Genomic DNA, 25,063 nt, shown 5'->3' on the forward strand with positions numbered 1-25,063 from the left:
TGGAGGCCCCTGGCGGCGCCCCCCCCGCGCCCCCCCCCCCCCCCCCCCCCCCCCCCCCCCCCCTCGCCGTGTGTCCCGTGGCCCAGTCGGTGACGCATCCTCCGGGCGCTGTCACCGGGCCGTTGTAGCATGCACGACACCTGTCCCGAGACGAGGAGGCCTGCGTGCCGGAACCGACCGACCCCGCCTTCCCGATCGACCGCATCCGGGACGTCGGCGACGACATCACCGCGGCCGTCTCCACCGTCGTCGACGGCAAGACCGAGGCGATCCGCACGGCCCTGACGGTGATGCTGGCCGAGGGCCACCTGCTCGTCGAGGACGTCCCCGGTGTCGGCAAGACGGTCCTCGCGAAGGCGCTCGGCGCATCGGTCGGCGGGTCCGTGAACCGCATCCAGTTCACGTCGGACATGCTGCCGTCGGACGTCACGGGCGTGAACATCTTCGACCAGTCCTCCGGCACGTTCCGGTTCTCGCCGGGTCCGGTCTTCGCGAACGTCGTCATCGGCGACGAGATCAACCGCACCAGCCCGAAGACCCAGTCCGCCCTGCTCGAGGCGATGGCCGAGGCCCAGGTCACGGTCGACGGCGTCACCCGCAAGCTCGACAGCCCGTTCATGATCGTGGCGACGCAGAACCCCATCGACATGGAGGGCACGTACCCCCTGCCGGAGGCCCAGCGCGACCGCTTCATGGCGCGCCTGACCATGGGGTACCCGAGCGCCGACGCCGAACGGCAGATGCTGACGAACCGGGGCGGGGGCGACCCGCTGGCGCACCTCCGGCCGATCGTCGACGTCGAGACCCTCCGCGCCCTCATCCAGTCCGTGCGCACGGTGCACATCGCCCCCGACGTCGAGGCGTACATCGTCGCGATCGTCCGGGCCACCCGCACGCACCCGGACATCGTCCTCGGCGCGAGTCCCCGTGCGACGCTGCACCTCGCGTCGGCGGCTCGTGCACACGCGGCGCTGCTCGGCCGACCGTTCGTGACCCCGGACGACGTCGCGGCACTCGCGCCGGTGATCCTCGCCCACCGACTCGTCCCGGTCGCCCGGGGTCTCGGCGGCACCGGCGACGACACCGTCCGCGAGATCGTGGTCCGCATCGTGTCCGACACCGCCGTGCCGTTCACGGCCACGCCCGTCCGCTCCTGATGTCCGGTCCTTCGGCGCCGTCGTCGTTCGCCCTGCGCGCCGGTGCCGCGCGGTCGACGGCGGCGCGGTACGGCCGTCGGGGGCTCGCACTGCTGCGGCGGACCCCGTTCCCGCGGCCGACGGCACGCGGCTGGACCGTCATCGCGGTCGGCATCGGACTCGTCGGCGGCGGCCTCGTCGGCACCACGAGCGTGGCGGTGTCGGCCGGGCTGCTCCTGCTCGTCCTCGTCGTGCTCGGCATCGTGATGGCGTTCGTCGTGGCCGCTCCGCTGCGCGGCAGCCGGGGAACGGCGCGCGCGATCGTCCAGGTGGGTGAGGTCTACCGGGAGCGCATCACGCTCCGCGGCACGAGTTTGCCGATCGGTCCGCGGTCGACGCTGCTCGTGCGGGAACAGCTCGACGACGGCCTCGTGAGCGTGTCCAGCGCCGAGACGTACGCGGCCGTCGGACCGAACGTGCCGCCGGCCGTCCTCGACGTCGAGGCCCTGGCGATGCACCGCGGCCGGAGCCTCGTCGGTCCCGTGACCATCCGGGTGGAGGACCCGTTCGGCCTGCTCCGCATCGACCGCCCCGTGGTCCCCGCGGAAGAGGTCGTGGTCGTCCCGGCGACGACACCGCTCGGCGCGATCGAGACCGGTGCGCTCGCCGGTGCCGTCTCCGCGGATGAAGGCCGGGTCGGCCAGGGCGGGTCGGCGGATGACAGCGAACTGCGGCCCTACCGCCCCGGCGACCCGATCCGTCGCGTGCACTGGGCCCAGAGTGCCCGGCGCGGGGAGCTCCACGTCCGGCAGACCACGCAGGCCCAGCCGCCGGAGGCCGTCATCGCCCTCGACGTCCGTCGCGAGTCGTACCAGCGGCTCGGGCGGGACGACCTCGCCGAGCTCTCCGACCTCGGCGGCGACGCGGCCTTCGAGCACGCGGTCGTCGTGGCCGCCAGCGTGGCGCGGGCCCTCGCCGCCCGGACGTCCCGCGTGCTGCTCGTCAGCGACGGGCCCGCCGGCAGCACCCGGCACGCGGGCGACGCCGGTGGCCTGACCGACGTGCTGGTCGGGCTCGCCGACGTGCGGGTCCGCTCCGATGCGCGCGAGGTCACCGAGGTCCTGCCCGACGTGCGCGGCCGCGACGTCCACGGCATGACGGCGGTCGTCACCGGACACTGCACGGCCGAGCAGGCAGCGGAGCTCGTCTCCGCGACGACCGGGTCGAGCCGCGGCATCCTGGCGACCATCGTGCCGCCGGACCCGGTGGTGCGCGGCATCCTCGACCGAGCGGGCTGGCGCACGCTCGTCGTCCCGGTCGCCGGCGCACACGCGCCCGGGAGCCTGCGGTGAGCGGCGTCTCGACCCGGTCGTCGGCGCCGCCGTCGTCGTCCCGCTCGGACGCCGGCCGCGCAACCGCGCGCGAGGACCGTCCCGACTCCCCGAACCCCTGGGTGGTCGCGCTCGCCCCCGTGCCCGTCCTCATCGCGGCCCTCGCGATGCGTCCGCTCGTGCAGGGCGTGGCCTGGTGGGTCTCCGGCATCCTCGTCGTCGCCGTGCTCGTCGGTACCATGCTCGCCGTCCGCCGCCGCGCGCCCGGCGTGCGGTTCGTGGCCCTCGTCGCCGCGCTCGTCGTCTGCTCGTGCGCGGCTGCGGTCGTCAACGACGTCCAGCCGCTCGGGTGGCTCGACAAGGACGGCGCCCTCGGCGAGACGCTCGCGGCCATCCGCCTGAACCCCGCGCCCCTGCCGCAGACCGACTCCATCCGGCTCATCGTCACCGTCGCGATCGGCTGGGTCGCCGGGGTGTCCCTGTTCCTCGCCGCCGTCGCCCCGACCGCGGCGCTCGCGGCGGTCCCCGCGCTCGTCATCCTCATCGTGCCGGGCATCGTCACGGGGGCCCCGGCCGCACCGGGGCTCGTCATCGCCACCGCGATCGCGTTCCTCGCACTGCTGTGGCTCTCGGTCCGGCCGGTCCAGCGGGCACTGCCTGCCGCGGTCGTCGGCGCCATCGGACTCGTCGTCGCCGTGGGGCTGCCCGCGATCGTCCCGCTGAACGCCAGCTGGCTGTCCGGCGTGACCGGGGCGATCCAGTCACCCGTGCAGCCCGGACGCCCCGGCACGCTGCTCAACCTCGGCAAGGACCTGCGGCAGCCGAACGAGCTCGAGGTGTTCCGGTACCGCTCGTCCGACGGGCAGCCGGAGTACCTCAAGCTCGCCGACCTCGACGAGTTCGGGACCGGCGACTGGGTGCCGACGACCACCGACGCCAGCAAGTCCGACACCGCCGACCAGCAGCAGTGGGCGGTCGGCGTGAACCCGCGACTGTCGACGCGCGGTGACGTCACGGTGCGCATCACGGGCCTGTCCAGCAACTACCTGCCGGTGCCGTCGGGCGCGGTCTCGATCGAGTCCCGGTCGACGAACCTCGACCTGTCGCAGTGGCGGTGGATGGGGGAGTCCAGCACGGTCCGGTCCACGGGGCCGGCGACACCGCGCGGCTCCACCTACGAGGTCTACGGCGCCTCGACGTGGTCGGGGGAGTACCTCGACGCCATCGCCGAGTCCGGTCTGCTCGGCCGTGCCGACGGCCGTGGGTACGCGACCCCCTCGGCGAACCAGCTCCGCACGGACCGGGCGCTCCCGGACGACCTGCCGAAGTCCATCGCCAGCACGGCCCAGCGCGTGGCCGGCAGCGCGGGGTCCGACTACCAGGAAGCACGTGCGCTCGAGCAGTGGTTCCGCAGCGACCTGTTCACGTACTCCGAGACGGCACCCGTCGAGCAGGGCTACGACGGCGACAGCATGGACGTCGTCGCGAAGTTCCTGCAGGTCCGCGAGGGCTACTGCGTGCACTTCTCCTCCGCGATGGCGGTGATGGCCCGCACGCTCGGGATCCCCTCGCGCATCGCGGTCGGGTACCGGGCCGGGACGACCCAGGCGGACGGCGAGTACACGGTGTCGAACCGGCAGCTGCACTCGTGGCCCGAGCTGTACATCAAGGGCGCCGGCTGGGTGGCGTTCGAGCCGACCCCGGACTCCGACCAGGCCGCGCAGTCCTCGACCGAGGCCACGTCGACGCCCTCGGCGGCGGCTCCGGAGACGCCGCTGCCGGCGCCGGGACAGTCGGCTCCGGCGGAGTCCTCGGCGACACCGACGCCCACGGCCTCCGCAGCGCCCGGTGCAGCCGGCTCGACCGGAGGCGGCAACGGTCCGCTCGGGTTGGCGGTCGGCATCGTGCTGGCGCTCGCACTCCTCGTCTCACCCTCGGTGGTGCGGGCGGTCCGCCGACGCTCCCGACTGGGGGCGGTCCGATCCGGGCGTGCACCGGCGGTGAACGCCTGGCGCGAGGTCCTCGACGACGTCGCCGACCACGGGTACGCGCCGGGGCTCGCGCCGCCGGGTGACGCCGCTGCCGCTGCCCGGACGGCGCGTGCCGTGCTCGGTCGCCTCCGGCCGTCGTTGCCGATCGCGGTGCTCCCGCACCTCGATGCGGTGGTGGACGCGGTCGACCGGGAGCGCTTCGCCGCCGGAGGCGCGGCGGCGGTGGACGTCGATGCGCTGCTCGTCGCCGTCCAGGAGGCACGGGTCGCCCTCGACGCGTCGGTCTCGAGCGCACGGGTGGTGCGGTCGCGTGTGCTCCCGCCGAGCCTGCTGCCGTCGTCGGCGTGGTCCCACGAGGGCCGTCGCACGCGACGCCCGGCGTAGCGCGCTGCGCCGCGCGCGCGCCCGCGCCGCGGCGTGCCGCCGGCGCGCAGTGTGCGAGGTTCCGCGCATGGTGCGAGGCCCGCAGGGTCCCACAGTGCACGAAACCTCGCACACTGCGGACAGCGCGCACCGCGCCCGCGTCAGCGCCGGCGGATGACCGCCTCGACGAGAGCCGCGACGACCTCGCCCGGGTTCACCCCGGGCAGGGCCTCGGCGTCGAACACGATGCCCACGTTCGCGCCGATGAGCACGGTCGCGAAGTCCTCGAGCGGCATCCCGGGGTCGATCTCCGGGTGCGCCCCGAACCACAGCTCGACGAGTTCGAGCACACCGTCCTGCAGCTCGCGGCGCTGTCGGACGAACTCCGGCAGGAACTCCGGGTGCCGGATCGCGTAGCCGCGGAACTCCGACAGCAGGGCGAACTGCGGCCCCTGGTCGTGCCGTCCGAACGCTGCCCGGACGACGTCCCCGATGTCGACGGCGGCGATGTCCGCGCGGACGAGCTCTCGGAGCGATCCGAGGACCAGGTTCGTCGCGCGCTGCATCACCTGCGCGAGGAGGTCCTCCTTCGAGGAGAAGTTCGAGTAGACGGCGCCCTTGCTGAACCCGGCACGAGCGGCGACGTCGTCGAGCCGGGCCTCGTGCACGCCCTGCTCGGCGAAGACCGCCGCGCCGGCGGCCAGCAGGCGTTCGCGGACCTCCGCACGGGGGGTGCGCGGGCTGGGGGAGGAGGGGACGGAAGCGTCGTCGCTCATCGGTTCCTGGTTCGACGGGGCCCGCCGCGGTCCGTCGGGTCCGGCTTCGTCGGGCTGGCGTGGTGGTGGGTCACGACAATTCTGGTGTAGGCGTGCTGTGGTCGGAGACCTGCCGCGCCGCGCGTCTGATCCCGCGCGGCATCAGCGAAGCCCCCATCCACACGTCCGTTCGAACCGCCGCGTTCGGGTCGCGTCGGTGCGGGAACGGACGACGTGTGCCGAGTCGATACCCGGCAGTATTGATAGTACGCCGGAGTACCGACAGATGACACCCCTCAGTCGCCGGAGGTGTCGGCGCCCGATTCGTTCTCGTGGTGGACACTGCCCGCGCCCGTTCGGCGACCCGGTCGACGCAGCAGCCGGATCGCGTCCGGGCGGAGCTTGCGGCCACGCTGGAGGAGCGAGCCGAGCGTGGACTTCGGCTGCCAGTCGCGGCCGTTCGGCAGGCCCCAGCCCCACCGGACGGCGCCCCACCGCAGGACGAGCGACAGCACGATGGCGGCGACGATGCCGATGGACGGTGATCCGAAGTGCGATGCGATCACCATCACCGCCGACGCGGCGACCGCCACGGTGGCGTAGAGCGCGTTGCCGCCGAACACCGCGGGGACGCGGCGGAGCATGAGGTCCCGCATCGCACCGCCGCCCACCGCCGTGATGGTGCCCATGATGATCGCCGCGGGCCAGTCGAGTCCGGCGTCGAAGGTGCGCTGCACGCCGACCACCGACCAGAACCCGATCACGGCTGCGTCGAGCACGGTGAACAGCCGGTCCCAGGTCAGTTCGGAGAACGACACGAGGAACGCGATGAGCGCGCCCGCGATCGCGACGGGCACGTACAGCGGGTCGACGAGTGCGACCGGCGGCCCGTTCTGCAGCAGGGTGTCGCGCAGCATGCCGCCGCCGAGCCCGGAGACGAACCCCACGACCAGGAACCCGAACAGGTCGAAGTCCATGGTGCGGGCGAGCGATCCGCCGAGCAGCGCGGACGCGAAGACACCCGCCAGGTCGAGCACGTTGGTGACCGACGCGAGGCCGTCGACGGACAGCAGGTTCATGAGAACCATCAAACATCACCCGCGGGGAGTGGCGGGTCGGACAGCGGTTAGGTTAGCCTCACCTTCGTCATGCTCGCCACCCTCGTCATCGGCCTCCGTGAAGGCCTCGAAGCGACGCTCATCGTCGGCATCATCGCCGCGTTCCTCCGTCGCAACCGTGTCCCGCTCGCCCCCATGTGGCTCGGCGTCGGGGTGGCCGTCGTGCTCAGCGTCGCGGTCGGCTTCGGCCTGCAGGTCGTCGAGCAGGCCCTGCCGCAGGCGCAGCAGGAGGGCATGGAGGCGATCATCGGCATCGTCGCCGTCGTCTTCGTCACCGGGATGATCGTCTGGATGCGCACGCACGCGCGCACACTCACGAAGGAACTCGAAGCGAGCGCGACGGAGGCGCTCGGCCGCGGCACCGCGTGGGCCCTCGCCGGCATGGCGTTCCTCGCCGTCCTCAAGGAGGGCTTCGAGACCGCCGTCTTCCTGCTCGCGACGTTCCAGGCGTCGTCGGACACCGGGCTCGCGGCGCTCGGCGCGGTCATCGGCATCGCGGTCGCCGTCGTCATCGGGTACGGGATCTACACCGGCGGTGTCCGGCTGAACCTGTCGAAGTTCTTCACCGGCACCGGGGTCTTCCTCGTGTTCGTCGCGGGCGGCCTCGTGCTGACCGTGCTCCGTCGGGCGCACGAGGCCGGCTGGATCGTCATCGGGCAGCAGCGCACCGTCGACCTCAGCTGGCTCGCCCCGAACGGCTCCGTGCAGGGTGCCCTCGTCACCGGCGTCCTCGGTATCCCGCCGGACCCACGGGTGATCGAGGTCCTCGGTTGGGTCCTCTACGTCGTCCCGGTCCTCGCGATCTCGCTGTGGCCCCGCGCCTGGCGTCCGTCCCGCGCGCGCGTCCCCGCCGTGCGGTTCGGCATCGCCGGTGTCCTCGCCGTCGCGGCCGCGGCGCTCGCGATCGCCGTCCCGACCGGTGGTGCGGACCTGGCGCGCACCACCGCCGTCACCGGCGACGCCACGTCCGTCACGGCTTCCGTCGACGGTGCGACGGGCGTCCTCCGCACCACGGGCAGCGGACAGGAGGCGCGACTCGCCTTGCCGGCATCGGCCCACCGTCGCGTCACCCGCGCGGGCGTGACCGCGGACCGCTGGCGGTTGACCGAGGACGCCACGGCCGCGGAGCGGCCGGCCACCCTGACGCTCGACGACCTCGTCGAGCTGTTCGGTCGCGTCCCCGTGGGGATCTCACCGAGCACGAACCCCGGACCGTTCTCGGCGCGCTGGTCCGTCCGCGACACCGTGAGCCTGTGGACCGTCCGGGGTGGGGTCCTGGACGCGACCCGCTCGGAACGCACCGTGCTCACACTGAGCGGTGGGGGCCTCCCGTCCGCTCGCACCACCACGCTCGACCGGACCGTGTGGTCCGTCCCGAACGCGACCGTCCTGCGATCCGCCGCCGCCGTGGCGGCCGCGGACACGCGCAGTGCCGAGCTGCTGCTCTGGAAGGCCTGGCTGCCGATCGCCCTCGGTGTCGCCGCTGCAGCCCAGGCACTGCTCGCGCTGCGCGACCGACGCCGCCGGCCCGAGCCCACGACCACCACCCCCGAACCCGACCCGTCGCGCGGCCCACCCGCGGACGACCCCACAAGGAGCACCGAGTATGCCCTCCGCTAGGACAGCCCGCCCCCTGATCACCCTCGGCGCCCTCGGCGTCGTCACCGCCCTCGCCCTCACCGGTTGCGCGAACTCGTCGACGTCGGCGAGCGACGACGCGAGCAGCTCCGGCAAGGTCTCCCGGGTCTCCGTCACGCTGACGAACGACGGATCCGACAAGTGCGCCGTCTCCGAGACGAAGGTCCCCGCTGGCCCGGTCACGTTCACCGTGAAGAACGAGTCGTCGACCGCCATCACCGAGGTCGAGCTGCTGCAGGACCAGCGCATCCTCGGCGAGAAGGAGAACCTCGCGCCCGGCCTCGACGCGGTGCGGTTCACCGCGACGCTCACCGGCGGGAAGTACCAGGTGTACTGCCCCGGAGCCGAGCAGGAGCTCACCGACTTCACCGTCACCGGCAAGGTGATCTCGACGGCGAACAGCAGCGCCGCGACCCTGCTCGACGAGGGCACCAAGGGCTACGCGGAGTACGTCGACGGCCAGGTCACCGACATGGTCACGGCCGTGAAGCAGCTGCAGGCCGACGTCGACAAGGGCGACCTCGCCGCCGCGAAGACCGACTACGCGAACGCCCGTCCGTTCTACGAGCACGTCGAGAGCGACGTCGACGGCTTCGTCAAGAAGGGCTTCAAGGCCACCGACAACGCCGGCAACCTCGACTACCTCATCGACATGCGCGCGTCGAACCTCGACGACGCCGTCGGGTGGAGCGGGTTCCACGCGGTCGAGAAGGACCTGTTCCAGGCCGGTGCGATCACGGACACGACGAAGAAGACCGCGGCGTCGCTCACCGAGAACGTCGAGCTGCTCGCGAAGCTCGTGCCGACGCTCGACTACAAGCCGGAGGACCTCGCCAACGGCGCCGCCGGTCTGCTCGAGGAGGTCCAGTCGAACAAGGTCACCGGCGAGGAAGAGGCGTACAGCCACATCGACCTCGTCGACCTCGCCGCGAACGTCGAGGGCGCACGGCAGGCGTTCGCGTACCTCAAGCCGGGCCTGACGAAGCTCGACCCGACGTTGACCAAGCAGATCGCGAAGCAGTTCGACGCGACGAACACGCTGATGGACGAGTACCGCAACGCGGACGACCTCGGCGGGTTCGACACGTGGGACGCCGCGACCAAGGCCTCCGACGCGAACAAGATCTCCCAGCAGGTCCAGGCCCTGCAGGACCCGCTGTCCCGCCTCGCCGAGAAGGTCGCCACCGCGTGACGACCCCACCCGTCTCCCGGCGCGGGCTGTTCGGCGCGGGTGTCGCCGCAGCCGGCGCCGGCGTCGGGGCGGCGGCCGGGATCGCCGGAGCCACCGCTGCGACCGGGGTGAACCCGTTCACCGCGGCGACGAACGGCGACGAGTCGATCGACCTCTCGCAGAGCCACCCGTTCTACGCGACCGCCGCCCGGCAGCCCCAGGGCGGCGTGCAGACCGCACCCCAGCGGTACTGCGTGTTCATGACGTTCGACATGTCGTCGAGCGTGGTGACGGACCTGCAGGTGCTGCTCGCCCGCTGGTCGGCGTCGATCGCGCAGCTGCAGGCGGGCAAGACCGTCGGCAGCGTCGAACCCGCGCACGGCGACGGCGTCGGTGCGGACACCGGCGAGGCGCTCGACCTCGGCCCCGCGTCCCTCACCGTGACCGTCGGACTCGGCCCCGGGATCTTCGACGAGCGCTTCGGCCTCGCGTCGAAGAAGCCGACGCACCTCGCCGCGATCCCGACGCTGCCGAGCGACAACCTCGACGAAGGACTCACCGGCGGGGACCTCTCCCTGCAGGCCTGCGCCGACGACCCCCAGGTGGCGTACCACGCCGTCCGTGACCTCGCCCGGATGGCACGGGGGACCGCGACCGTGCGGTGGACCGTGCTCGGCTTCGGCCGGGCCTCGGCGGGGCCGAACCAGTCGACGCCGCGGAACCTCATGGGGTTCAAGGACGGCACCCGCAACATCACCACCGACGAGGACTACGACCGCTTCGTGTGGATCGACGACGCCGGCGACGGCGCGGAGTGGATGCGCGGCGGCACGTACCAGGTGGCCCGGAAGATCCGGATGAACATCGAGATCTGGGACGCCGACGTCGTCAGCGACCAGCAGCGGGTGTTCGGTCGGACGAAGATCGAGGGCGCACCGCTCTCCGGCGGGTCCGAGCACACCACCCCGGACTTCGCTGCCGTGCACAAGGGTGGCGAGACGAAGATCGACCCGACGTCGCACATCGCCCTCGCGGCACACGAGGCGAACGGCGGCGTGAAGATCCTCCGGCGTCCGTACAACTACACGGACGGTCTGAACCAGTACGGGCAGCTCGACGCGGGACTGCTCTTCACGGCGTACATGAACGACCCGGAGCACTTCACGACGCTCCAGCGGAAGCTCGGCGCCTCGGACCGCCTGAACGAGTACATCTCGCACATCGGGTCCGCGGTGTTCGCCGTGCCGCCCGCGCCCCGCAAGGGCTCCTACATCGGCGAGCAGCTCTTCCGCTGAGGCGTCGCCGAGGCGTTGAGTGGGTGCCCTCCGTCGTTTCCCTGGAGACGGAGAGCACCCGCGTCGCGGAGTCCCCCGGGCGGAACCACCGTCCGGGTTGAGAGGCGACCCAGCGCGACGCGTCGCGATGCGACAGCCAGAGCGTACCCCGCGGATCGCCGGAACCGCAGGGAAGTACCGTGATGGGACAGGCTCGCCAACCACCTGCGGACGCGCGCCGACACGGCGGACCGGCGCCGTGCCTCCAGGGCGGTCGAGAACGGGCCGTCCCACCATGGTGAGACAGCCCGTTCCCTGCCTGGAGGCGCGGTGTCAGTCCGTCGGGACCGTCGCCTCGCGACGTGCTCGGTTCCGGCGCACGAGCACCAGAGACACGAGCCCCGCGAGGAGCAGGATGCCCGCCGCGATGGCCGGTGCTGCGATGTCCGCGCCCGTGTAGGCGAGGGCTCCGCCGGCGTTCGCCGGGACCGACCCGTCGACGACGCCGTCTCCGTCTGTGTCGACGCCCGGGGAACCACCGGTGCCGCCGCCCGCGCCGGGCGTGCCCGCACCCGGCGTGCCCGGGGCCGTGGGGTCGGTCGGGTCGACGACCGCGGCGACGGGGATCGTCACCGCGAGCGTGATCGTCTGCCCGTTCGGCAGCGAGACGACGAGCGGCTCGTCCGTCGTGGCGGTCGGCGTGACCGCAGCGGCGAGGGTCGTCGTGGCGAACGCACGTGCGGCTGCGGCGACCGGGTTCGTCGTCGCTCCCGGCACCCGGAAGGTCAGGGTCGCGGTGCCCTGCTCGTCGGTCTTGTCGATCACGGTCGGGTCGACGTCGTCAGTGGCGAGCGGCTCGCCGTCACCTGCTGCGATCGAGACCGTGCCGGCCTTCGCGGGGTCGTCGCTCGAGAACACGAGCGAGGAGAGCCGCACCGAGACCTCGTCGCCTGGCTGGAAGCCGCCCTCGGGGGTCGGGGTCACCGTCACACCGACGGCTCCCTGGTCGGTCGGCGGGGAGACCTTCGGCGTGGTGGTGAAGTAGTCCACCTGCGCCTGCAGGTCGACCTGGCCCGAGTCGGCCTTGTTCGTGCCGGTCGCGAAGGCGGCGAAGTTGTCGCCACCCGTCGACAGGAACGAGTTGACCGTGACCTTGAGGGTGTCGGTGAGGGCGATCGGCTCCCCGCGGAGGGTCATCGCCGTGATGCGCTCGCCGCGACCCTTCGACGGGTCGTAGGTGTACGCGAAGCCGTTCGAGACGCCGAGCTTCAGGAACGGTCGCTCGAGGCCGTCGGGCTGCCACTGCTGCTCGAGGGCGGCCTTGATCTGCGCGCCGGTCATGTCCTCGGTGACGAGGGTGTTCGCGAACGGCTGGACGAGCGCGGCCTCCTTGTAGGTGACGGTGCCGTCGGGGTCGCCCGCTCCGCTCGACTTGTAGAGCATGTCGGTCCGGAGGCCGCCCGGGTTCATGAAGGCGACCTGCGAGCCGTTCCGTTCGGTCGCGGCACGCTGGACCTCGGCGATGTAGTTGCCGAGCGCCGACTCGCCACCGCGGTTCTCCGTGGTGCGGTCGGACTGAACGGCGCGGCGCAGGTCGCCGGTGATCTCACCGAGCTTCTCGCCGCCCTTCACATCGGCCACGGCCTTCGCGGCGGTGACGATCCCGGTGACGGCGTCCACCGACGTCTGATTGGCGGGGACCGTGGTCTCCGCGTTGATCGACTTCACCTCGGAGGTGATGCCGGTCAGCTTCTTGTCCGCACCGACCGTGAGGCGCAGGTGGCCGTAGTTCACGCCGTACGACCCGGTCTGGATCACCGGACGCTTCCTTCCGTCCGGGCCGGCGATCGAGTGGTTGTACGTCGCGTGGGTGTGTGCGGAGACGATCGCGGAGACCCTCGACGAGACACCGGACGTGATCTTGCCGAACGCGCCCGTGCCGGTGGCGTCGGCGATCGCGCTCGTCGTCGCACCCTCGTGCACGAGCAGGACGAGGACGTCGGCCTCGTCGTTCTCGGTCTTGCCGTCCGTCAGCTGCTCGGCGTAGCGGTTCACCTGGCTGACGATCGGGGCCATCGCGAGGCCCTCGACACCGCCGGGGCTGACGAGGCCGGGGATGAGGTCCTCGGTGGTCGCACCGATGAAGCCGACCCGCACACCGCCCTTCTCGATGACCCGGTACGGCTCGAACGCGGGCGTCGTGGTGCCCTCGTCGACGATGTTCGCCGAGAGGTAGGGCCAGTCGGCGCGGTCCTCGATGCGACCGGTCAGGTCGCTCTGGCCCTTGTCGAGCTCGTGGTTGCCGATCGCGCTCACGTCGAGGTGCATGGCGTTCAGGGCGTCGATCGTCGGCGCGTCCTGCTGGATGAGCGAGGTGAACGTCGAGGCGCCGACGTTGTCGCCGACGCTCGCGAAGATGGTGTTCGGGTTGGCCTCGCGGTAGGACTGCACGACGCCGGCGAGCTTCGCGGCGCCGGCTGCCTTGTCGGCTGCGGTGCCCTCGGACTCGATGCGGCCGTGGAAGTCGTTCACGTCGAGGATGTCGATGGTGGTGTCGCCCTCGGCGGCGAGGGCGGCGGACGGGACGGACAGGGCGACCAGCACGCCGACGGTGGCGAGTGCTGCGCTGCCGACGAGGCGCCGTCGTCGGCGCGGGGAGGTGTGAGCGTTCATCGCCCAAGAACCTATGAAACCGCACAGCCGGCACGCCAGTGCATGCCGCAACACGTCACGTGTTGTTCACACACGCAACACGGCGGTCACCGCTCCGGTGCTCGTTCGACCGCGATGAGCGGCCGCAGGGTCCGGTGGGCGATCCGCAGCCCCTCGAGGACCTTGTCGTCGGTACCGCCCCAGAGCGGGTCCTCGTGCTCGACGCTCAGTGTGCCGTCGAAGCCCGCCTCGTACAGCCGGTCGACCACGTGCGGCCAGTCCACGACACCGCGCCCGGGCACCCTGAAGCGCCACCACCCCATGTCCCACGGGTCGTCGCCCTTGTCGACCTTGCCGAAGAACCCGTACTGGTCGCGCTTCGCGGGGAAGAGTTCGAGGTCCTTCGCCTGCGCGTGCACGATGTGCTCGGCGAACGGCAGGATCGTCTCGACCGGGTCGATGCCGATCCAGGTCAGGTGCGAGGGGTCCCAGTTCAGGCCGAAGCCGAGCCCCGTGACCCAATCCCAGAGTTCGGGGGAGTACGCGAGGTTGCCCGGGTAGCCGTCCGGGTGCCAGCCCTCCATGACGCAGTTCTCGATGATGAGCCGCACGCCGCGTTCGCCGGCGTAGTCGACGAGCTCCGGCAGGACCTGGTCGCCGAGCGCCATGTTCTCGCGCACCGACAGGCTGTTGTCGCGCCCGATGAACGTCCCGACGTACGGCACTCCGACCATCGCCGCGGCGTCGACCGCGCGCTTGAGGTGCTCGTGTACGGAAGCACGGTGCGCGAGGTCCTGGTGCAGGTTGTTCTCGTAGTACGCGAACGCCGAGATCTCGAGCCCGGTCCGGTCGAGCAGCTCCCGCGTCGACTGGGCGTCGTCGTCCGTGAAGGTGGCGACGGGCAGGTGCGCCGCCTCGAAGTCGCGGCCGCCGGTGCCCGGCCACACGCCGACCTCGAGCCGTTCGTAGCCCTGCTCCTGGGCGAACGCGGCGATGCGGTCGAGCGACCACCCGGGCAGGCAGGCGGTCAGCATCCCGAGCTTCATCGGATCTCCCTCCACGAGCCGTCGGCGGCACTGCCGATCACGGCGTCGATGATGCGTGCCGAGCGGGCTCCGTCGGCGAAGGTCGGCAGCCCCTCGGGCCACCCGTCGGGGTCGGACCCGCTCCGGACCGCGGCGTAGGTGTCTGCCACGAAGGCGGCGAAGGCGTCGAGGTAGCCCTGCGGGTGGCCGGACGGCACGAGCGCCAGACGCCGCTGGTCTGGAACACCGAGCGCCGGGTCACGGACGACGATCTGCGCACCGCGCTCGTTGCCGAACCACGCCGACTCGGGCTGCTCCTGGTCGAACGCCGCCGACCCCAGGGTGCCGTCGATCTCGAACCACAGCCGGTTCTTCCGCCCTGCCGACACCTGCGAGATGACGACGTTGCCGATCCGACCGGTGCCGGTGCGGAAGGTGGCGACCGCGGTGTCCTCGGTCGTGACCTCGGCCCGTTGCGAGGCGTCCGCGACGGGGTCGGGGTCGGGGGAGCCCGAGAACGACGGACCCGAGGCAGCCGGTCGGGTGGGGTAGACGACGTCGGTCGCGGCGGAGACCGAGGCGAACGGGTCACCGGTGACGAACTCGACGAGGTCGCACCAGTGCGAGCCGATGTCCGCGAACGCGCGCGAGAGCCCGCCGGACCCGGCGTCGACCCGCCACGACGACGCGTCCTCGTCGAGCATCCAGTCCTGCAGGTAGTGCCCGTGCACGGCGAGCACGCGGCCGAGGTCGCCGTCGGCGATGCGGCCGCGGATCTCGCGGATGATCGGGTGGTAGCGGTACACGAAGGGGACCGTCGCGACGACGCCCGCCTGCCGTGCCGCGTCCACGAGCTCGGCGGCCTGGGCGGCGTCGATCGCCAGGGGCTTCTCGCACACCACGTTGATGCCGGCACGGATCACGGCGAGGGCCTGCGGGTGGTGCTGGTCGTTCGGCGTGCAGATGTGCACGACGTCGGGCGCGTCCGCGATCACCTCGTCGAGGGAGGCGTACCCGCGGGGGAGATCGAGCTGCGCGGCCACCTGCTCGGACCTCGCCTGGTTCCGGCCGAGCACCCCGAGGACCTCCGCGCCGGCCGCGCGAGCGGCCCGTGCGTGCACCCCGGCGATCATGCCGGTCCCGACCACGGCGACGCGCAGGCGTCGCCCTCCGTACCCACTGCTCATGGTGCTCCCTCGCGCCGAACTGGTCCCACCGTATCGGCGTCTCCCGGCCACGCGCCGGAACGCATGAGTACGTTCTGGGGCATGTCGAGCCTCCAGACCTCCCTGCTCATCCTCGGTGCCAGCGGTGACCTGTCCAAGCGCCTGCTGCTGCCGGGCCTCGCCACCCTGCTCGAGGTGAAGACCGACTGGGACGTCCAGCTCGTCGGCGCCGGCGTGGAGGACATCTCGGACGCCGACTGGAAGGCGCAGGTCCGAGAGTCCTTCGAGAACGCGCAGGCGTCGAAGAACGAGGAGGACGAGGGTGCGAAGGACGGTGGCGAACGGCTGAGCAAGCGGCTCGTGGACGTCATCGAGGCCTCGTCGTACCGCAAGGCCGACGTCACCGACGCCGACGACCTGAAGGCGCTGCTCGGTGACTGCGCGCACGACCCGGCGATCTACTTCGCCCTGCCGCCCGCCGTGACCGAGAAGAGCTGCGCCGTGCTCAAGGGCATCGACCTTCCGTCCGGGACGCGCCTGGCGCTCGAGAAGCCGTTCGGCACCGACGCGGCGAGTGCCGAGGCCCTCAACGACCTGCTGCACTCGTTCCTGCCCGAGGAGCGCATCCACCGCGTCGACCACTTCCTCGGGCGCTCCACCGTCCTCAACCTGCTCGGCCTCCGGTTCGCGAACCGCATCGTCGAGCCGCTGCTCTCCAGCGCGCACGTCGAGCGCGTCGACATCGTCTACGACGAGACCCTCGGTCTGGAGGGACGTGCCCGGTACTACGACAAGGCCGGCGCGCTCGTCGACATGATCCAGAGCCACCTCCTGCAGGTGATGGCCGTGGTCGCGATGGAGGCACCGGCGTCGATCGACGCCGACGACCTCCGGACCCAGAAGGAGCTCGTGCTGCGCGCCGTTCGGCCGTGGCGCGGCGACGTCGTCGCCGCCGGCAAGCGCGCCCGCTACACGGCGGGTTCCGTCGGGGAGCGGAAGCTGCCGAGCTACGCCGACGAGGACGGGGTCGACCCGTCGCTCGGCACCGAGACCCTCGCCCAGCTCACCCTGGAGATCGCGAACTGGCGCTGGGCCGGTGTGCCGTTCACCCTGCGCTCGGGGAAGGCCCTCGCGGAGCAGCGGCGCGAGATCGTCATCACGTTCAAGGACTCGCCGCACGTCCCCGTCGGGCTGACGGGAGCGCAGCGTCCGGACCGACTCCGCATCTGGATCGCCCCCGACGAGATGCAGCTCGAGCTCAACGTGAACGGCCCCGGCGACCCGTACACGATCGACCACACCACGCTCGAGACGACGTTCAACCCCGGTCGGCTGAGCGCCTACGGCGAGGTCCTCGCCGGGGTCCTCGAAGGCGACGCCACGCTGTCCGTCCGCGGCGACAGCGCTGTGCAGGGCTGGAAGGTCGTCGAGCCGTTCCTGCAGGCCTGGCGCGACGGGACGACCCCGCTCGACGAGTACCCCGCCGGTTCGGAGGGCCCCGAGTCCTGGGACAACATCGACGCGTGACGAGCACCGCCGCGTAACGTCCCCCACGTGACCACGATCGACGACGTCCTGCAGACCGTTCCCGAACCAGCCGGAGCCGACATCCGTGTCGAACCGGTGCGCTACGACCACGAGGGCACCGCGCTCCTCGGGGTGCTCGCGAAGGACGCCGCGGTCTCCGGACCCCGTCCGGCAGTGCTGGTCGTGCACGACTGGCACGGCGTCAACGAGCACGTCGAGGCGCGCGTGACCATGCTCGCCCGGCTCGGCTACGTCGCGTTCGGTGCGGACATCTACGGCGAGGGAGTGCGCCCGGGGGACGACACCGCGGGACAGGTCGCCGGCTCGTTCTACCAGGACCTCCCGCTGCTCCGCGCCCGCGCGCTCGCCGGGTTCGAGCGGCTCCGCCAGGACCCCGACGTGGACCACACCCGCATCGTCGTGATGGGGTACTGCTTCGGTGGCTCGACGGCCCTCGAACTCGCTCGCACCGGCGCGGACCTGGTCGGGGCGGTCTCGTTCCACGGAGGGCTCATCGTGCACGACCCCTCCGACGCCGCCGACATCCGCGCGCGGCTCCTCGTCCTCACCGGGGCATCCGACCCCGTCGTGCCGGACGAGAAGGTCGCTGCCTGGCAGGACGAGATGCGGGGCGCGCCGCACGTCGACTGGCAGGTCGTCACGTACGCCGGAGCGATGCACGCGTTCGCGGTGCCCGGCACCGACGCACCGGACCACGGGGCGCAGTACCAGGCCCGTGCCGACCGTCGGTCCTGGCAGGCGCTCGAGGTCTTCCTCGCCGAGGTCTTCGACGAGGAGCTCGGTGGGCTCTGAGCCGGCGACACGCCGGAGGACGATGCTGCGCACGGCTCGATTGGCGTCGGGGCGGCACCTGTTGTAGAGTCTTCCACGGCCGCAAGGCCACCTGCGCTCGTAGCTCAATGGATAGAGCATCTGACTACGGATCAGAAGGTTGGGGGTTCGAGTCCCTTCGAGCGCACGCAACACCGAACAGACCGAAGGCCCCGTCGCATCGCGACGGGGCCTTCGTCGTCTCGTCTCGTCGAAACGAGACGGCCGGCCGCCGGCGAGACGCCGCACCGCTGGCGAGACGCCGCCGGATCCGGCGGTGTCTTCGGGAAGTGACGGCGTCTCGCGAGCCAGGCGGCGTCCTGAAGCGACCGGAAACGGACTGGAGGCACGTGGCGCGCCCGCCATGCGCCTCCAGTCCGCTTCCGGTCCTGTCAGCGCAGACGCGCGGCGTGCTGGCGGTCCTTCTCGTGCTCACGCACGACGGCGCTCACCGCCAGCCACAGCAGGAGCGAGACGAACCACCAGAAGGTGACCACGGCGGCGGCGCCGCCGAGAGAGGTCGCGAGAGGCAGGAGGTCGACTGCATCCGCTCCCTTCCCGAAGATGACGATCGCGGAGACCCAGAGCCCGATCGCTGCCAGGAAGGAAATGATCCACACGGCCATGAGGCCGTCGCGCCATCCGTTGTTCACGAGACGAGCGTATCTGTGAGCTGGCTCAGGTGACGCGTCGGCGTAGCTGCGGCATCGGGATTCCGTATGCGAAATCCTTGTACACGCCGGCGCCCGATGCCTAGGTTCGCTGCAGGGCTCGACGAACGCAGCAGGCACGGCGTGAAGAGCGTCGAGCACGAGCCGAGGTCGAGCGGACCGTGGTCGATCAGGATCGCGGCGACTACCGTCCACCCGATCGAGCGACGTGCGCCGAACGCGGTTGGTACCAGAGCGTCGACGATGCGGACACCGTCCGCCTGGAACACCGACTCTTCCGATCCGGAGGCCGCCTCGTGGACTTCGTGATCTTGGTCCACACGGTCGACCTCGATGGCGCCTGGGCGGAGACGGCGCGGATCGACTGCTGTCACGGGTACGTCCACCTCCACCACGCGAACGGCACGGTGAGTGCGGTCGGGCCTGTCCACGAGGTCGGGGACATCCCCGGTCTCTTCGACGTGGCCTCCGATCGGGCCATGCGGTACGCCGTTACAATCCGGGACATGAAGGGCGGGAATGAGCGCAATGTCTGAACTCGATGCGTTCCGTGCAGAGGTCAACCGTTCGCTTGCGGTCGGCGATCTCGCCGACGTCGAGCTCGAGGTCGTGGACGACGAAGGGCGCACGCCCGTGGTCGTGGCGCTGGGGGACGAACGTCTCCCGGTTCTGCTGCGGCGGATGGAATCGGTCGGCGGTTACGCGAACGTGTTCGTCAAGACGGTCGCCGGGATCCGTCGCGTGGCCGTCATGGACGTCGACGGCGCGCTCGACGTCCGGTCAGCAGACGACATGAGCGCCGCGTCTGACCAGCCCAGCGCCGACAGCACGGTCGCCGTCTTCGTCGAGTACCTCAGCCACCGGCGCGGCGGGGTCGTGTTGCCCGCTCGACTCGCGACCGCCTCTCGGAACGCCCTGCCTGCTCGGCAGGTCGAGATCATCGCGGCTTCCTGAGCTGGCATGGAACGGACTGGAGGCGCGGTGCCAGCTGGCACCGCGCCTCCAGTCCGTCAGACCAGCAGGTCGACTACGCGACCCGCTCGCGCACCTCGGCCAGCGTCGGGTAGTCGGTGTACCCCTCGGCACCCTGGCCGTAGAACAGCTCCGGACGCGGCTCGTTGAGCTCCGTGTCGTGCTCCCAGCGGTGGGCGAGGTCCGGGTTGGCGATCGCGGCGCGGCCGACCCCGACGGCGTCCGCGTGGCCGTCCTCGACGAGGGCGAGTGCCTCGTCGCGGGTGGTCAGTGCGCTGAAGCCGGAGTTGGCGATGAACGGTGCGCCCACCGTGCGGCGGATGTGCTGCACGAGGTCGCCCGTCGGCTCGGCGTGCAGGACGTCGACGAAGGCGAGTCCCAGCGGCGCGAGTCCCTCGGCGATGGCGGTGTAGACCGCTCGGACGTCGGCCGGGTCGTCCTCGATGACACCCTGGATGCCGTGCTCGGGCGACAGTCGGATGCCGGTGCGGTCGGCGCCGATGGCCTCGGCGACGGCGGTGGTGACCTCGATCGCGAAGCGGGCGCGGTTCTCCGGGGAGCCCCCGTACTGGTCGGTGCGGGTGTTCGACGCGGCCGAGGTGAACTCGTGCACGAGGTACCCGTTGGCGCCGTGCACCTGGACGCCGTCGAGCCCCGCGGCGATCGCGTTGCGTGCGGCCTGCACGAAGCCCTGGACAGCCTCCTGGACCTCGTCGGTGGTGAGCGCGTGGGGGACCGGCATGTCGACCTTGGACCCGTCGGCGAGGTGCGTCTGGCCGGGTGCAGCCAGGGCCGAGGGAGCGACGATGCGCTCGGTCTGTGAGATGTCGGTGTGCGAGACGCGGCCACCGTGCATGAGCTGCATGACGATGGTCCCGCCGGCGGCGTGCACGGCGTCGGCGACGCGGCGCCAGCCGGCGATCTGCTCCTCGGTCTCGATGCCGGGCTGGCCCGGGTACGAGCGGCCCTCCTGCACGGGCCAGGTGCCCTCGGTGACGATCAGGCCGAGGCCGGCGCGCTGCGCGTAGTGCTCGACGAGCAGGTCGTTCGGGACACCGTGCTCGCCGGCGCGCACGCGGGTGAGCGGTGCCATGACGATGCGGTTCGACAGGGGGAGTGCGCCGAAGTCGGCGGGTTCGAAGAGCTTCACGTCGGGGTGCAACGACGTGTTGTCCATCGCAATTCCGAGACGGCGGGGATCCTCAGCCGCGCGGGCAGACGAGCGTCGACGAGCGGACCTGCCCCTCGGGACGGATCACCTGGTGCAGCGAGAGGGGCTGGCCGCAGATCGGGCAGCCCCGGTCGATCGTGCGGTCGTCGACGCCCTCGGGGTGTCCGGCACCGATCTGCGAGGGCCCCATCTTCGCGATGAGCGTGCTGTTCCACCGTTCGTACCACTGTCCGAAGCGACCCACGGTCCGTCCTTTCGTTCGTGCACGAACCATTGTGCCACGAACGGCTTCGGATCACACCTCGTCGACGACGACGAGCAGTGCCGTCAGTTCGTCCTTCAGCGCTTCCAGGCGTTCGAGTGGCCAGCCGAGTCGGTCGGCCACGGCGAGGGGGACGGCTCGGGCGCGGTCTCGGAGTGCCCGGCCGGCGGTGGTCAGCGAGACCTCGAGCTGCCGTTCGTCGGCGGCACTGCGCGAGCGACGGACGTAGCCGGAGGCCTCCAGCCGCTTGAGCAGCGGGCTCAGCGTGGCGGAGTCGAGTCGCAGTTCGCGGGCGATCTCGCGGACCGAACGGGGGTCCCGCTCCCACAGTGCGAGCATCACGAGGTACTGCGGGTGGGTCAGCCCCATGGGGTCGAGGAGGTCGCGGTAGAGCCCGATGACGCTCCGGCTCGTCGCCGCGAGCGCGAAGCAGAGCTGCCGGTCGAGGGCGAGCGGGTCCACGTCGGTCTCGGTCATCCGCCCACCATACCGTTCGCCCACGAAGGGTCCGCGGATGGCCGGTTCCTCGCTCAACGAGTGAGCGGAAATCGTCGGGTCCGGCCGGCGGAGGCGACGATTTCTGCTCACTCGATAGCGGGGTTGCGCCGCAACCGACTGGAGGCGCGGGTCGACCCACGTGGGTCGACCCGCGCCTCCAGGCTGGGTGCGTCGACTACGCGCGGTGCGCCGGCGGGTGCCCCGACTCGTGCGCGTGCGCGTCCGGCTCCACGGGCAGCGCGTGCGACCCGGTGTGGGTGCTCTCGTGCCCGGCGACCGGGTGCGACCGCTCGAGCTTCGCGCCCTCCACGTCGACGTCCGGCACGATCCGGTCGAGCCACTTCGGGAACCACCAGGCGCTCTTGCCGAGCAGGTGCATCGCGGCCGGGATGAGCAGCATCCGGACGACGAAGGCGTCCACCAGGACACCGAACGCCAGGCCGAACCCGATCGGCTTGATCGTGGAGGAGTCCGAGAAGATGAAGCCCGCGAACACCGAGATCATGATGATCGCGGCCGCCGTGACCACTGCGCGACCGGCGTGCAGGCCGCGCTGGACCGCCACCTTGGCCGATGCGCCGTGGGCGTAGGCCTCACGCATGCCGGACACCAGGAACAGCTGGTAGTCCATCGCGAGTCCGAACAGGATGCCGATCTCGATGATGGGCAGGAAGCTCAGGATCGGTGCGGGGTCGTGCACCCCGAACACGCTGCCGAGCCAACCCCACTGGTAGATCGCGGTCAGGCCACCGAACGACGCCATCACCGACAGGATGAAGCCCGCCGTGGCGGTGATCGGCACGAGGAACGACCGGAACACGATGATGAGGATGATCAGCGACAGGCCGACGACCACCACCAGGTAGAGCGGCAGGACGTCCGCGAGCTTCTCGGACACGTCGATGTTCGCCGAGGCGTTGCCGGCGACGCCGAGCGTGGCCTTCCCGCCGTCGACGGTGACGTCCTGCGCACGGAGGTCCTTCACGAGCGTCTCGGTGGAGACGCTGTCCGGGCCACCGGCGGGCTTCACCTGGAACGCGATGATGTCCCGGTCTTTGGAGGCACCGATCGGCAGGACGGCCTTGACGTCGTCGTTCTTCGCCAGGGCCTCGCCGATGGTGACCTCGGTCGCGGTGACGTCGTCCTTGCTGATCGCCTTCGGCAGCGTCGCGACGACCAGGAGCGGGCCGTTCTGGCCGGCGCCGAACTCCTCGTCGAGCGCCTTGTACGCCTTGTACTGGCTGGAGTCGACCGACTCGGACGCACCCGTCGGCAGGCCGAGGCGCATCTGCGTGGCGGGGAGGGCGATCGTGCCGAGGACCGCGACACCGGCGACGAGCGTGATGACCGCGCGCCAGGTCGACATGGGCTTGTTCGGCACCCGCGTCGAGTCGGTGTTGCCGATCTTCGCGCGCTCCTTCTTCCGGAGGATCCGCATGCCGATGAGCGACAGCAGCGCCGGGGTGAAGGACGTGGCGATGAGGATCGCGAAGAACACCGCGACCGCGCCGACCGTGCCCATCAGGCCGAGGAACGGGATGCCCGTGATGTTCAGCGCGAGCAGGGCGACGATGACGGTCGCGCCCGCGAAGACCACGGCGTTGCCGGAGGTGCCGTTCGCGAGCCCGATCGACTCGTGCACCTGCATGCCCTGCTTCAGCTGGGTCCGGTGTCGGTTCAGGATGAAGAGCGAGTAGTCGATGCCGACCGCCAGGCCCAGCATCACCCCCAGCACCGGCGTCACCGAGATGAACTCGACGAGGCTCGAGAACGACAGGGCGGCGAGCGAGGCCACCCCGACGCCGAGGACGGCGCTGACGAGCGGCACGGCGGCGCCGATGATCGTGCGGAGCATGAGGAACAGCACGAGCGCGGCGATGATCACGCCGCCGATCTCACCGGGGCCGAGGATCGACGGGACGCCCTGCGCGATGTCGTTCGAGACGTACACGCTCACGCCGCTGATGTCGGCGTCGTCCGCCTTGTCCGCGATGGCGGTCTTGGTGTCCGCGGGGACCTCGAACGTCGACTTCGTGAACTGCACGGTCCCGATGACGGCGCTGCCGTTCGACGACACGAAGCGGATGTCCTTCGACAGTTCGAGCAGTCGCGCGTTCTCGTCGAGCTCCTGCTTCGCGTCGGCGAGCTTCGACTTGCCGTCGTCGAGCTTCTGCTGCGAGGCGTCGATCGTCTGCTGCTGCGCGTCGATCTGCTGCTGGGCGGCGTCGAGCTGTGCCTGCGCGGCGCTCTGGGCGGCACCGGTGAGGGCGGCAACCTGCTGCTTCTGCGCGTCGAGCTGCTGCTGGGCCGCGGCGATCTGCTGCTTCCCGGAGTCGATCTGGGTCTGGCCGTCGGTGATCTGCGACTCCTGGTCGGCGATCTGCGCCTGACCGTCGGTGATCTTCTGGCGGCCGTCGTCGAGCTGCTTCTGCGTGTCGAAGCCGCTCGTGGCGCCCTTGACCCCGTCGAGCTTCTCGATGCCCTTGAGGAAGTCAGCGACGTCGGCCTTCTGCGTGTCGGTGAACGCCTTGCCGTTCTTCGTCTCGAAGACGATCGTCCCGTTGCCGCCGTTCGCGGACGGGAACTTGTCGGCGAGCTCGTCCTGCACCTGGCTGGTCTTGGTGTTCGGGATGGTGATCGACGACGAGATCGTCCCGGCGAACAGGGTGTAGGTGACGCCGGCGATGCCCATGATCACCACCCAGGCGATGATCACGAGCCAGTGGCGTCGTGCGGAGAACCGTCCGAGACGGTAGAGGAGACCGGCCATGCGGTTGCCCCGTTCCTTTCGTGTCAGGTGCTGTGGAGGAGGTGGGGTGCGCCGGTGAACCCCTGGAGGTGGAGTCAGTCGGTGGGCATGTAGCCGCTGCGGACGCTGTGCACGAGGCGGGCGAGCAGGGCGTCCCAGGCGTCGAGCGCGTCCTGGTCGAGGCGCGGACCGGTCGTCGTGAGCCAGTGCTCGGCGATGACGACGATCCCGCTCATCAGGGACTCGACGAGCAGGGCGGCGTCGAGGGCGTCGGCGGCCGGGTGTCGCCGGGCGACCTCTTCACGGAGGCGCTCGGTGACCCGGGCGAACGCGGTCTGGGTGAGGACGGCTGCCTTCGGGTCGTCCTTGCCGGGGTCCCCGAGGATCCGGTACATGCCGGCGATGGCGGGCGCCAGGTCCGCGCCACGAGCCGCCGACTCGAGCTCGTCGAACATCGAGGCCCGGCTGCCGTCGCCGATCGGGGTCTTCGCCATGTCGGCCAGGAAGCGGTCGATGATGACCGAGAGCTCCTGCTCGCACACGGCCAGCAGGACCTCGTCGAGGGACCCGAAGTGGTTGAAGACCGTCCGGCGTGCGATGTCCGCCCGCGATGCCAGGTCGTCGACGCTGAACCCGCGGCCGCCGCGCTCCTCGACGAGGTCGCGCGCTGCCTGCAGGATCGCCGCTCGGTGCTTCGCCTTCAGGGCAGCACGGCGGTCGATCGACAGGGTCACGATGATCACACTAGGTGCATCGATGCAC

General features: G+C 71.2%; 22 protein-coding genes and 1 tRNA gene. 11 read left to right on the top strand and 12 right to left on the bottom strand.

Features of this window, described 5'->3' with window-relative positions; all coding sequences use genetic code 11:
- Positions 1-164 precede the first annotated feature (164 nt).
- The 3 genes from FS532_RS05965 to FS532_RS05975 are packed head-to-tail and all read left to right on the top strand — an operon-like array spanning position 165 to position 4,842.
- On the top strand, positions 165-1,157 hold the full coding sequence (locus FS532_RS05965; RefSeq protein WP_260852587.1) for an AAA family ATPase: 993 nt from the start codon (positions 165-167) through the stop codon (positions 1,155-1,157).
- Positions 1,157-2,488: a DUF58 domain-containing protein gene (locus FS532_RS05970; protein ID WP_144751347.1), complete on the top strand. Its 1,332-nt coding sequence runs from the start codon at positions 1,157-1,159 to the stop codon at positions 2,486-2,488. Before FS532_RS05965 ends, FS532_RS05970 begins: the two co-directional genes overlap by 1 nt.
- Positions 2,485-4,842 carry a transglutaminase family protein gene (locus FS532_RS05975; protein WP_144751350.1) on the top strand — a complete coding sequence of 786 codons (2,358 nt, stop codon included), beginning with the start codon at positions 2,485-2,487 and terminating at the stop codon, positions 4,840-4,842. The genes FS532_RS05970 and FS532_RS05975 overlap by 4 nt, the downstream gene beginning before the upstream one ends.
- 140 nt (positions 4,843-4,982) lie before the next feature.
- Here FS532_RS05975 and FS532_RS05980 read toward each other — a convergent pair whose 3' ends face one another.
- Entirely contained in the window at positions 4,983-5,597 is a 615-nt protein-coding gene (locus tag FS532_RS05980; protein WP_144751353.1) for a TetR/AcrR family transcriptional regulator, read from the bottom strand.
- Positions 5,598-5,872: 275 nt separating this feature from the next.
- The gene (locus tag FS532_RS05985; RefSeq protein WP_144751358.1) at positions 5,873-6,655 is read right to left on the bottom strand and encodes a trimeric intracellular cation channel family protein; all 783 of its coding nucleotides are present in this window, start codon (positions 6,653-6,655) and stop codon (positions 5,873-5,875) included.
- Between the two features lie 69 nt (positions 6,656-6,724).
- Between FS532_RS05985 and efeU the strand changes: the two genes are divergently transcribed.
- The 3 genes from efeU to efeB are packed head-to-tail and all read left to right on the top strand — an operon-like array spanning position 6,725 to position 10,798.
- The gene (efeU, locus tag FS532_RS18895) at positions 6,725-8,314 is read left to right on the top strand and encodes an iron uptake transporter permease EfeU (RefSeq protein ID WP_144751361.1); all 1,590 of its coding nucleotides are present in this window, start codon (positions 6,725-6,727) and stop codon (positions 8,312-8,314) included.
- On the top strand, positions 8,301-9,524 hold the full coding sequence (efeO, locus tag FS532_RS05995) for an iron uptake system protein EfeO (protein ID WP_144751364.1): 1,224 nt from the start codon (positions 8,301-8,303) through the stop codon (positions 9,522-9,524). The genes efeU and efeO overlap by 14 nt, the downstream gene beginning before the upstream one ends.
- On the top strand, positions 9,521-10,798 hold the full coding sequence (gene efeB, locus FS532_RS06000; RefSeq protein ID WP_144751367.1) for an iron uptake transporter deferrochelatase/peroxidase subunit: 1,278 nt from the start codon (positions 9,521-9,523) through the stop codon (positions 10,796-10,798). The genes efeO and efeB overlap by 4 nt, the downstream gene beginning before the upstream one ends.
- Before the next feature lie 312 nt (positions 10,799-11,110).
- Here efeB and FS532_RS06005 read toward each other — a convergent pair whose 3' ends face one another.
- The 3 genes from FS532_RS06005 to FS532_RS06015 form a co-directional block, all read right to left on the bottom strand.
- Positions 11,111-13,450 (bottom strand): bifunctional metallophosphatase/5'-nucleotidase, encoded by a 2,340-nt coding sequence (locus FS532_RS06005; RefSeq protein WP_186321933.1) that lies wholly within the window; start codon positions 13,448-13,450, stop codon positions 11,111-11,113.
- A gap of 86 nt (positions 13,451-13,536) precedes the next feature.
- A complete protein-coding gene (locus FS532_RS06010; protein WP_144751371.1) occupies positions 13,537-14,475 on the bottom strand; it encodes a sugar phosphate isomerase/epimerase family protein in 939 nt (312 codons plus the stop codon).
- A complete protein-coding gene (locus FS532_RS06015) occupies positions 14,472-15,641 on the bottom strand; it encodes a Gfo/Idh/MocA family protein (RefSeq protein WP_144751374.1) in 1,170 nt (389 codons plus the stop codon). Before FS532_RS06015 ends, FS532_RS06010 begins: the two co-directional genes overlap by 4 nt.
- Before the next feature lie 81 nt (positions 15,642-15,722).
- On the opposite strand from FS532_RS06015, the gene FS532_RS06020 reads away from it, so the two are divergent.
- The 3 genes from FS532_RS06020 to FS532_RS06030 all read left to right on the top strand — a co-directional run bounded on the left by FS532_RS06020 (position 15,723) and on the right by FS532_RS06030 (position 18,126).
- The gene (locus FS532_RS06020) at positions 15,723-17,147 is read left to right on the top strand and encodes a glucose-6-phosphate dehydrogenase (RefSeq protein ID WP_144751377.1); all 1,425 of its coding nucleotides are present in this window, start codon (positions 15,723-15,725) and stop codon (positions 17,145-17,147) included.
- A 27-nt stretch (positions 17,148-17,174) separates the two neighbouring features.
- Positions 17,175-17,960, top strand: a complete 786-nt coding sequence (locus FS532_RS06025) for a dienelactone hydrolase family protein (protein WP_144751380.1) — start codon at positions 17,175-17,177, stop codon at positions 17,958-17,960.
- A gap of 93 nt (positions 17,961-18,053) precedes the next feature.
- A tRNA-Arg gene (locus tag FS532_RS06030) sits at positions 18,054-18,126 on the top strand.
- Between the two features lie 244 nt (positions 18,127-18,370).
- Here the strand turns inward: FS532_RS06030 and FS532_RS06035 are convergent.
- The gene (locus tag FS532_RS06035; RefSeq protein WP_144751383.1) at positions 18,371-18,631 is read right to left on the bottom strand and encodes a hypothetical protein; all 261 of its coding nucleotides are present in this window, start codon (positions 18,629-18,631) and stop codon (positions 18,371-18,373) included.
- A complete protein-coding gene (locus FS532_RS06040) occupies positions 18,628-19,023 on the bottom strand; it encodes a hypothetical protein (RefSeq protein ID WP_144751386.1) in 396 nt (131 codons plus the stop codon). The genes FS532_RS06035 and FS532_RS06040 overlap by 4 nt, the downstream gene beginning before the upstream one ends.
- Here FS532_RS06040 and FS532_RS19210 point away from each other — a divergent pair.
- Positions 18,910-19,185 (top strand): hypothetical protein, encoded by a 276-nt coding sequence (locus tag FS532_RS19210; protein WP_440130707.1) that lies wholly within the window; start codon positions 18,910-18,912, stop codon positions 19,183-19,185. The two genes, FS532_RS06040 and FS532_RS19210, sit on opposite strands and share 114 nt — an antisense overlap.
- The gene (locus FS532_RS06045; RefSeq protein WP_144751389.1) at positions 19,178-19,603 is read left to right on the top strand and encodes a hypothetical protein; all 426 of its coding nucleotides are present in this window, start codon (positions 19,178-19,180) and stop codon (positions 19,601-19,603) included. Before FS532_RS19210 ends, FS532_RS06045 begins: the two co-directional genes overlap by 8 nt.
- A gap of 73 nt (positions 19,604-19,676) precedes the next feature.
- Here FS532_RS06045 and FS532_RS06050 read toward each other — a convergent pair whose 3' ends face one another.
- From FS532_RS06050 to FS532_RS06070, 5 genes are all read right to left on the bottom strand, one after another.
- Positions 19,677-20,798: an alkene reductase gene (locus FS532_RS06050; protein ID WP_144751392.1), complete on the bottom strand. Its 1,122-nt coding sequence runs from the start codon at positions 20,796-20,798 to the stop codon at positions 19,677-19,679.
- Positions 20,799-20,823: 25 nt separating this feature from the next.
- Positions 20,824-21,036, bottom strand: coding sequence for a hypothetical protein (locus FS532_RS06055; protein ID WP_186321934.1), 213 nt, complete (start codon positions 21,034-21,036; stop codon positions 20,824-20,826).
- 51 nt (positions 21,037-21,087) lie between these two features.
- Positions 21,088-21,531 carry a MarR family winged helix-turn-helix transcriptional regulator gene (locus FS532_RS06060; protein ID WP_144751398.1) on the bottom strand — a complete coding sequence of 148 codons (444 nt, stop codon included), beginning with the start codon at positions 21,529-21,531 and terminating at the stop codon, positions 21,088-21,090.
- A gap of 196 nt (positions 21,532-21,727) precedes the next feature.
- Complete coding sequence (locus FS532_RS06065; protein WP_144751400.1) at positions 21,728-24,322, bottom strand: MMPL family transporter; 2,595 nt, start codon at positions 24,320-24,322, stop codon at positions 21,728-21,730.
- A 74-nt stretch (positions 24,323-24,396) separates the two neighbouring features.
- Entirely contained in the window at positions 24,397-25,035 is a 639-nt protein-coding gene (locus tag FS532_RS06070; RefSeq protein ID WP_144751403.1) for a TetR/AcrR family transcriptional regulator, read from the bottom strand.
- Positions 25,036-25,063 lie beyond the last annotated feature (28 nt).

It is taken from the genome of Curtobacterium pusillum, assembly GCF_007673235.1.
GTDB lineage: Bacteria > Actinomycetota > Actinomycetes > Actinomycetales > Microbacteriaceae > Curtobacterium > Curtobacterium pusillum_C.

Excerpts from the sequence above, each read along its gene's own strand:
- FS532_RS05970 (WP_144751347.1), top strand. The coding sequence starts at position 1,157 with ATGTCCGGTCCTTCGGCGCCGTCGTCGTTCGCCCTGCGCGCCGGTGCC.
- FS532_RS05980 (WP_144751353.1), bottom strand. The coding sequence starts at position 5,597 with ATGAGCGACGACGCTTCCGTCCCCTCCTCCCCCAGCCCGCGCACCCCC.
- FS532_RS05985 (WP_144751358.1), bottom strand. The coding sequence starts at position 6,655 with ATGAACCTGCTGTCCGTCGACGGCCTCGCGTCGGTCACCAACGTGCTC.
- efeU (WP_144751361.1), top strand. The coding sequence starts at position 6,725 with ATGCTCGCCACCCTCGTCATCGGCCTCCGTGAAGGCCTCGAAGCGACG.
- efeO (WP_144751364.1), top strand. The coding sequence starts at position 8,301 with ATGCCCTCCGCTAGGACAGCCCGCCCCCTGATCACCCTCGGCGCCCTC.
- FS532_RS06005 (WP_186321933.1), bottom strand. The coding sequence starts at position 13,450 with ATGAACGCTCACACCTCCCCGCGCCGACGACGGCGCCTCGTCGGCAGC.
- FS532_RS06010 (WP_144751371.1), bottom strand. The coding sequence starts at position 14,475 with ATGAAGCTCGGGATGCTGACCGCCTGCCTGCCCGGGTGGTCGCTCGAC.
- FS532_RS06015 (WP_144751374.1), bottom strand. The coding sequence starts at position 15,641 with ATGAGCAGTGGGTACGGAGGGCGACGCCTGCGCGTCGCCGTGGTCGGG.
- FS532_RS06020 (WP_144751377.1), top strand. The coding sequence starts at position 15,723 with ATGTCGAGCCTCCAGACCTCCCTGCTCATCCTCGGTGCCAGCGGTGAC.
- FS532_RS06045 (WP_144751389.1), top strand. The coding sequence starts at position 19,178 with ATGTCTGAACTCGATGCGTTCCGTGCAGAGGTCAACCGTTCGCTTGCG.
- FS532_RS06050 (WP_144751392.1), bottom strand. The coding sequence starts at position 20,798 with ATGGACAACACGTCGTTGCACCCCGACGTGAAGCTCTTCGAACCCGCC.
- FS532_RS06060 (WP_144751398.1), bottom strand. The coding sequence starts at position 21,531 with ATGACCGAGACCGACGTGGACCCGCTCGCCCTCGACCGGCAGCTCTGC.
- FS532_RS06065 (WP_144751400.1), bottom strand. The coding sequence starts at position 24,322 with ATGGCCGGTCTCCTCTACCGTCTCGGACGGTTCTCCGCACGACGCCAC.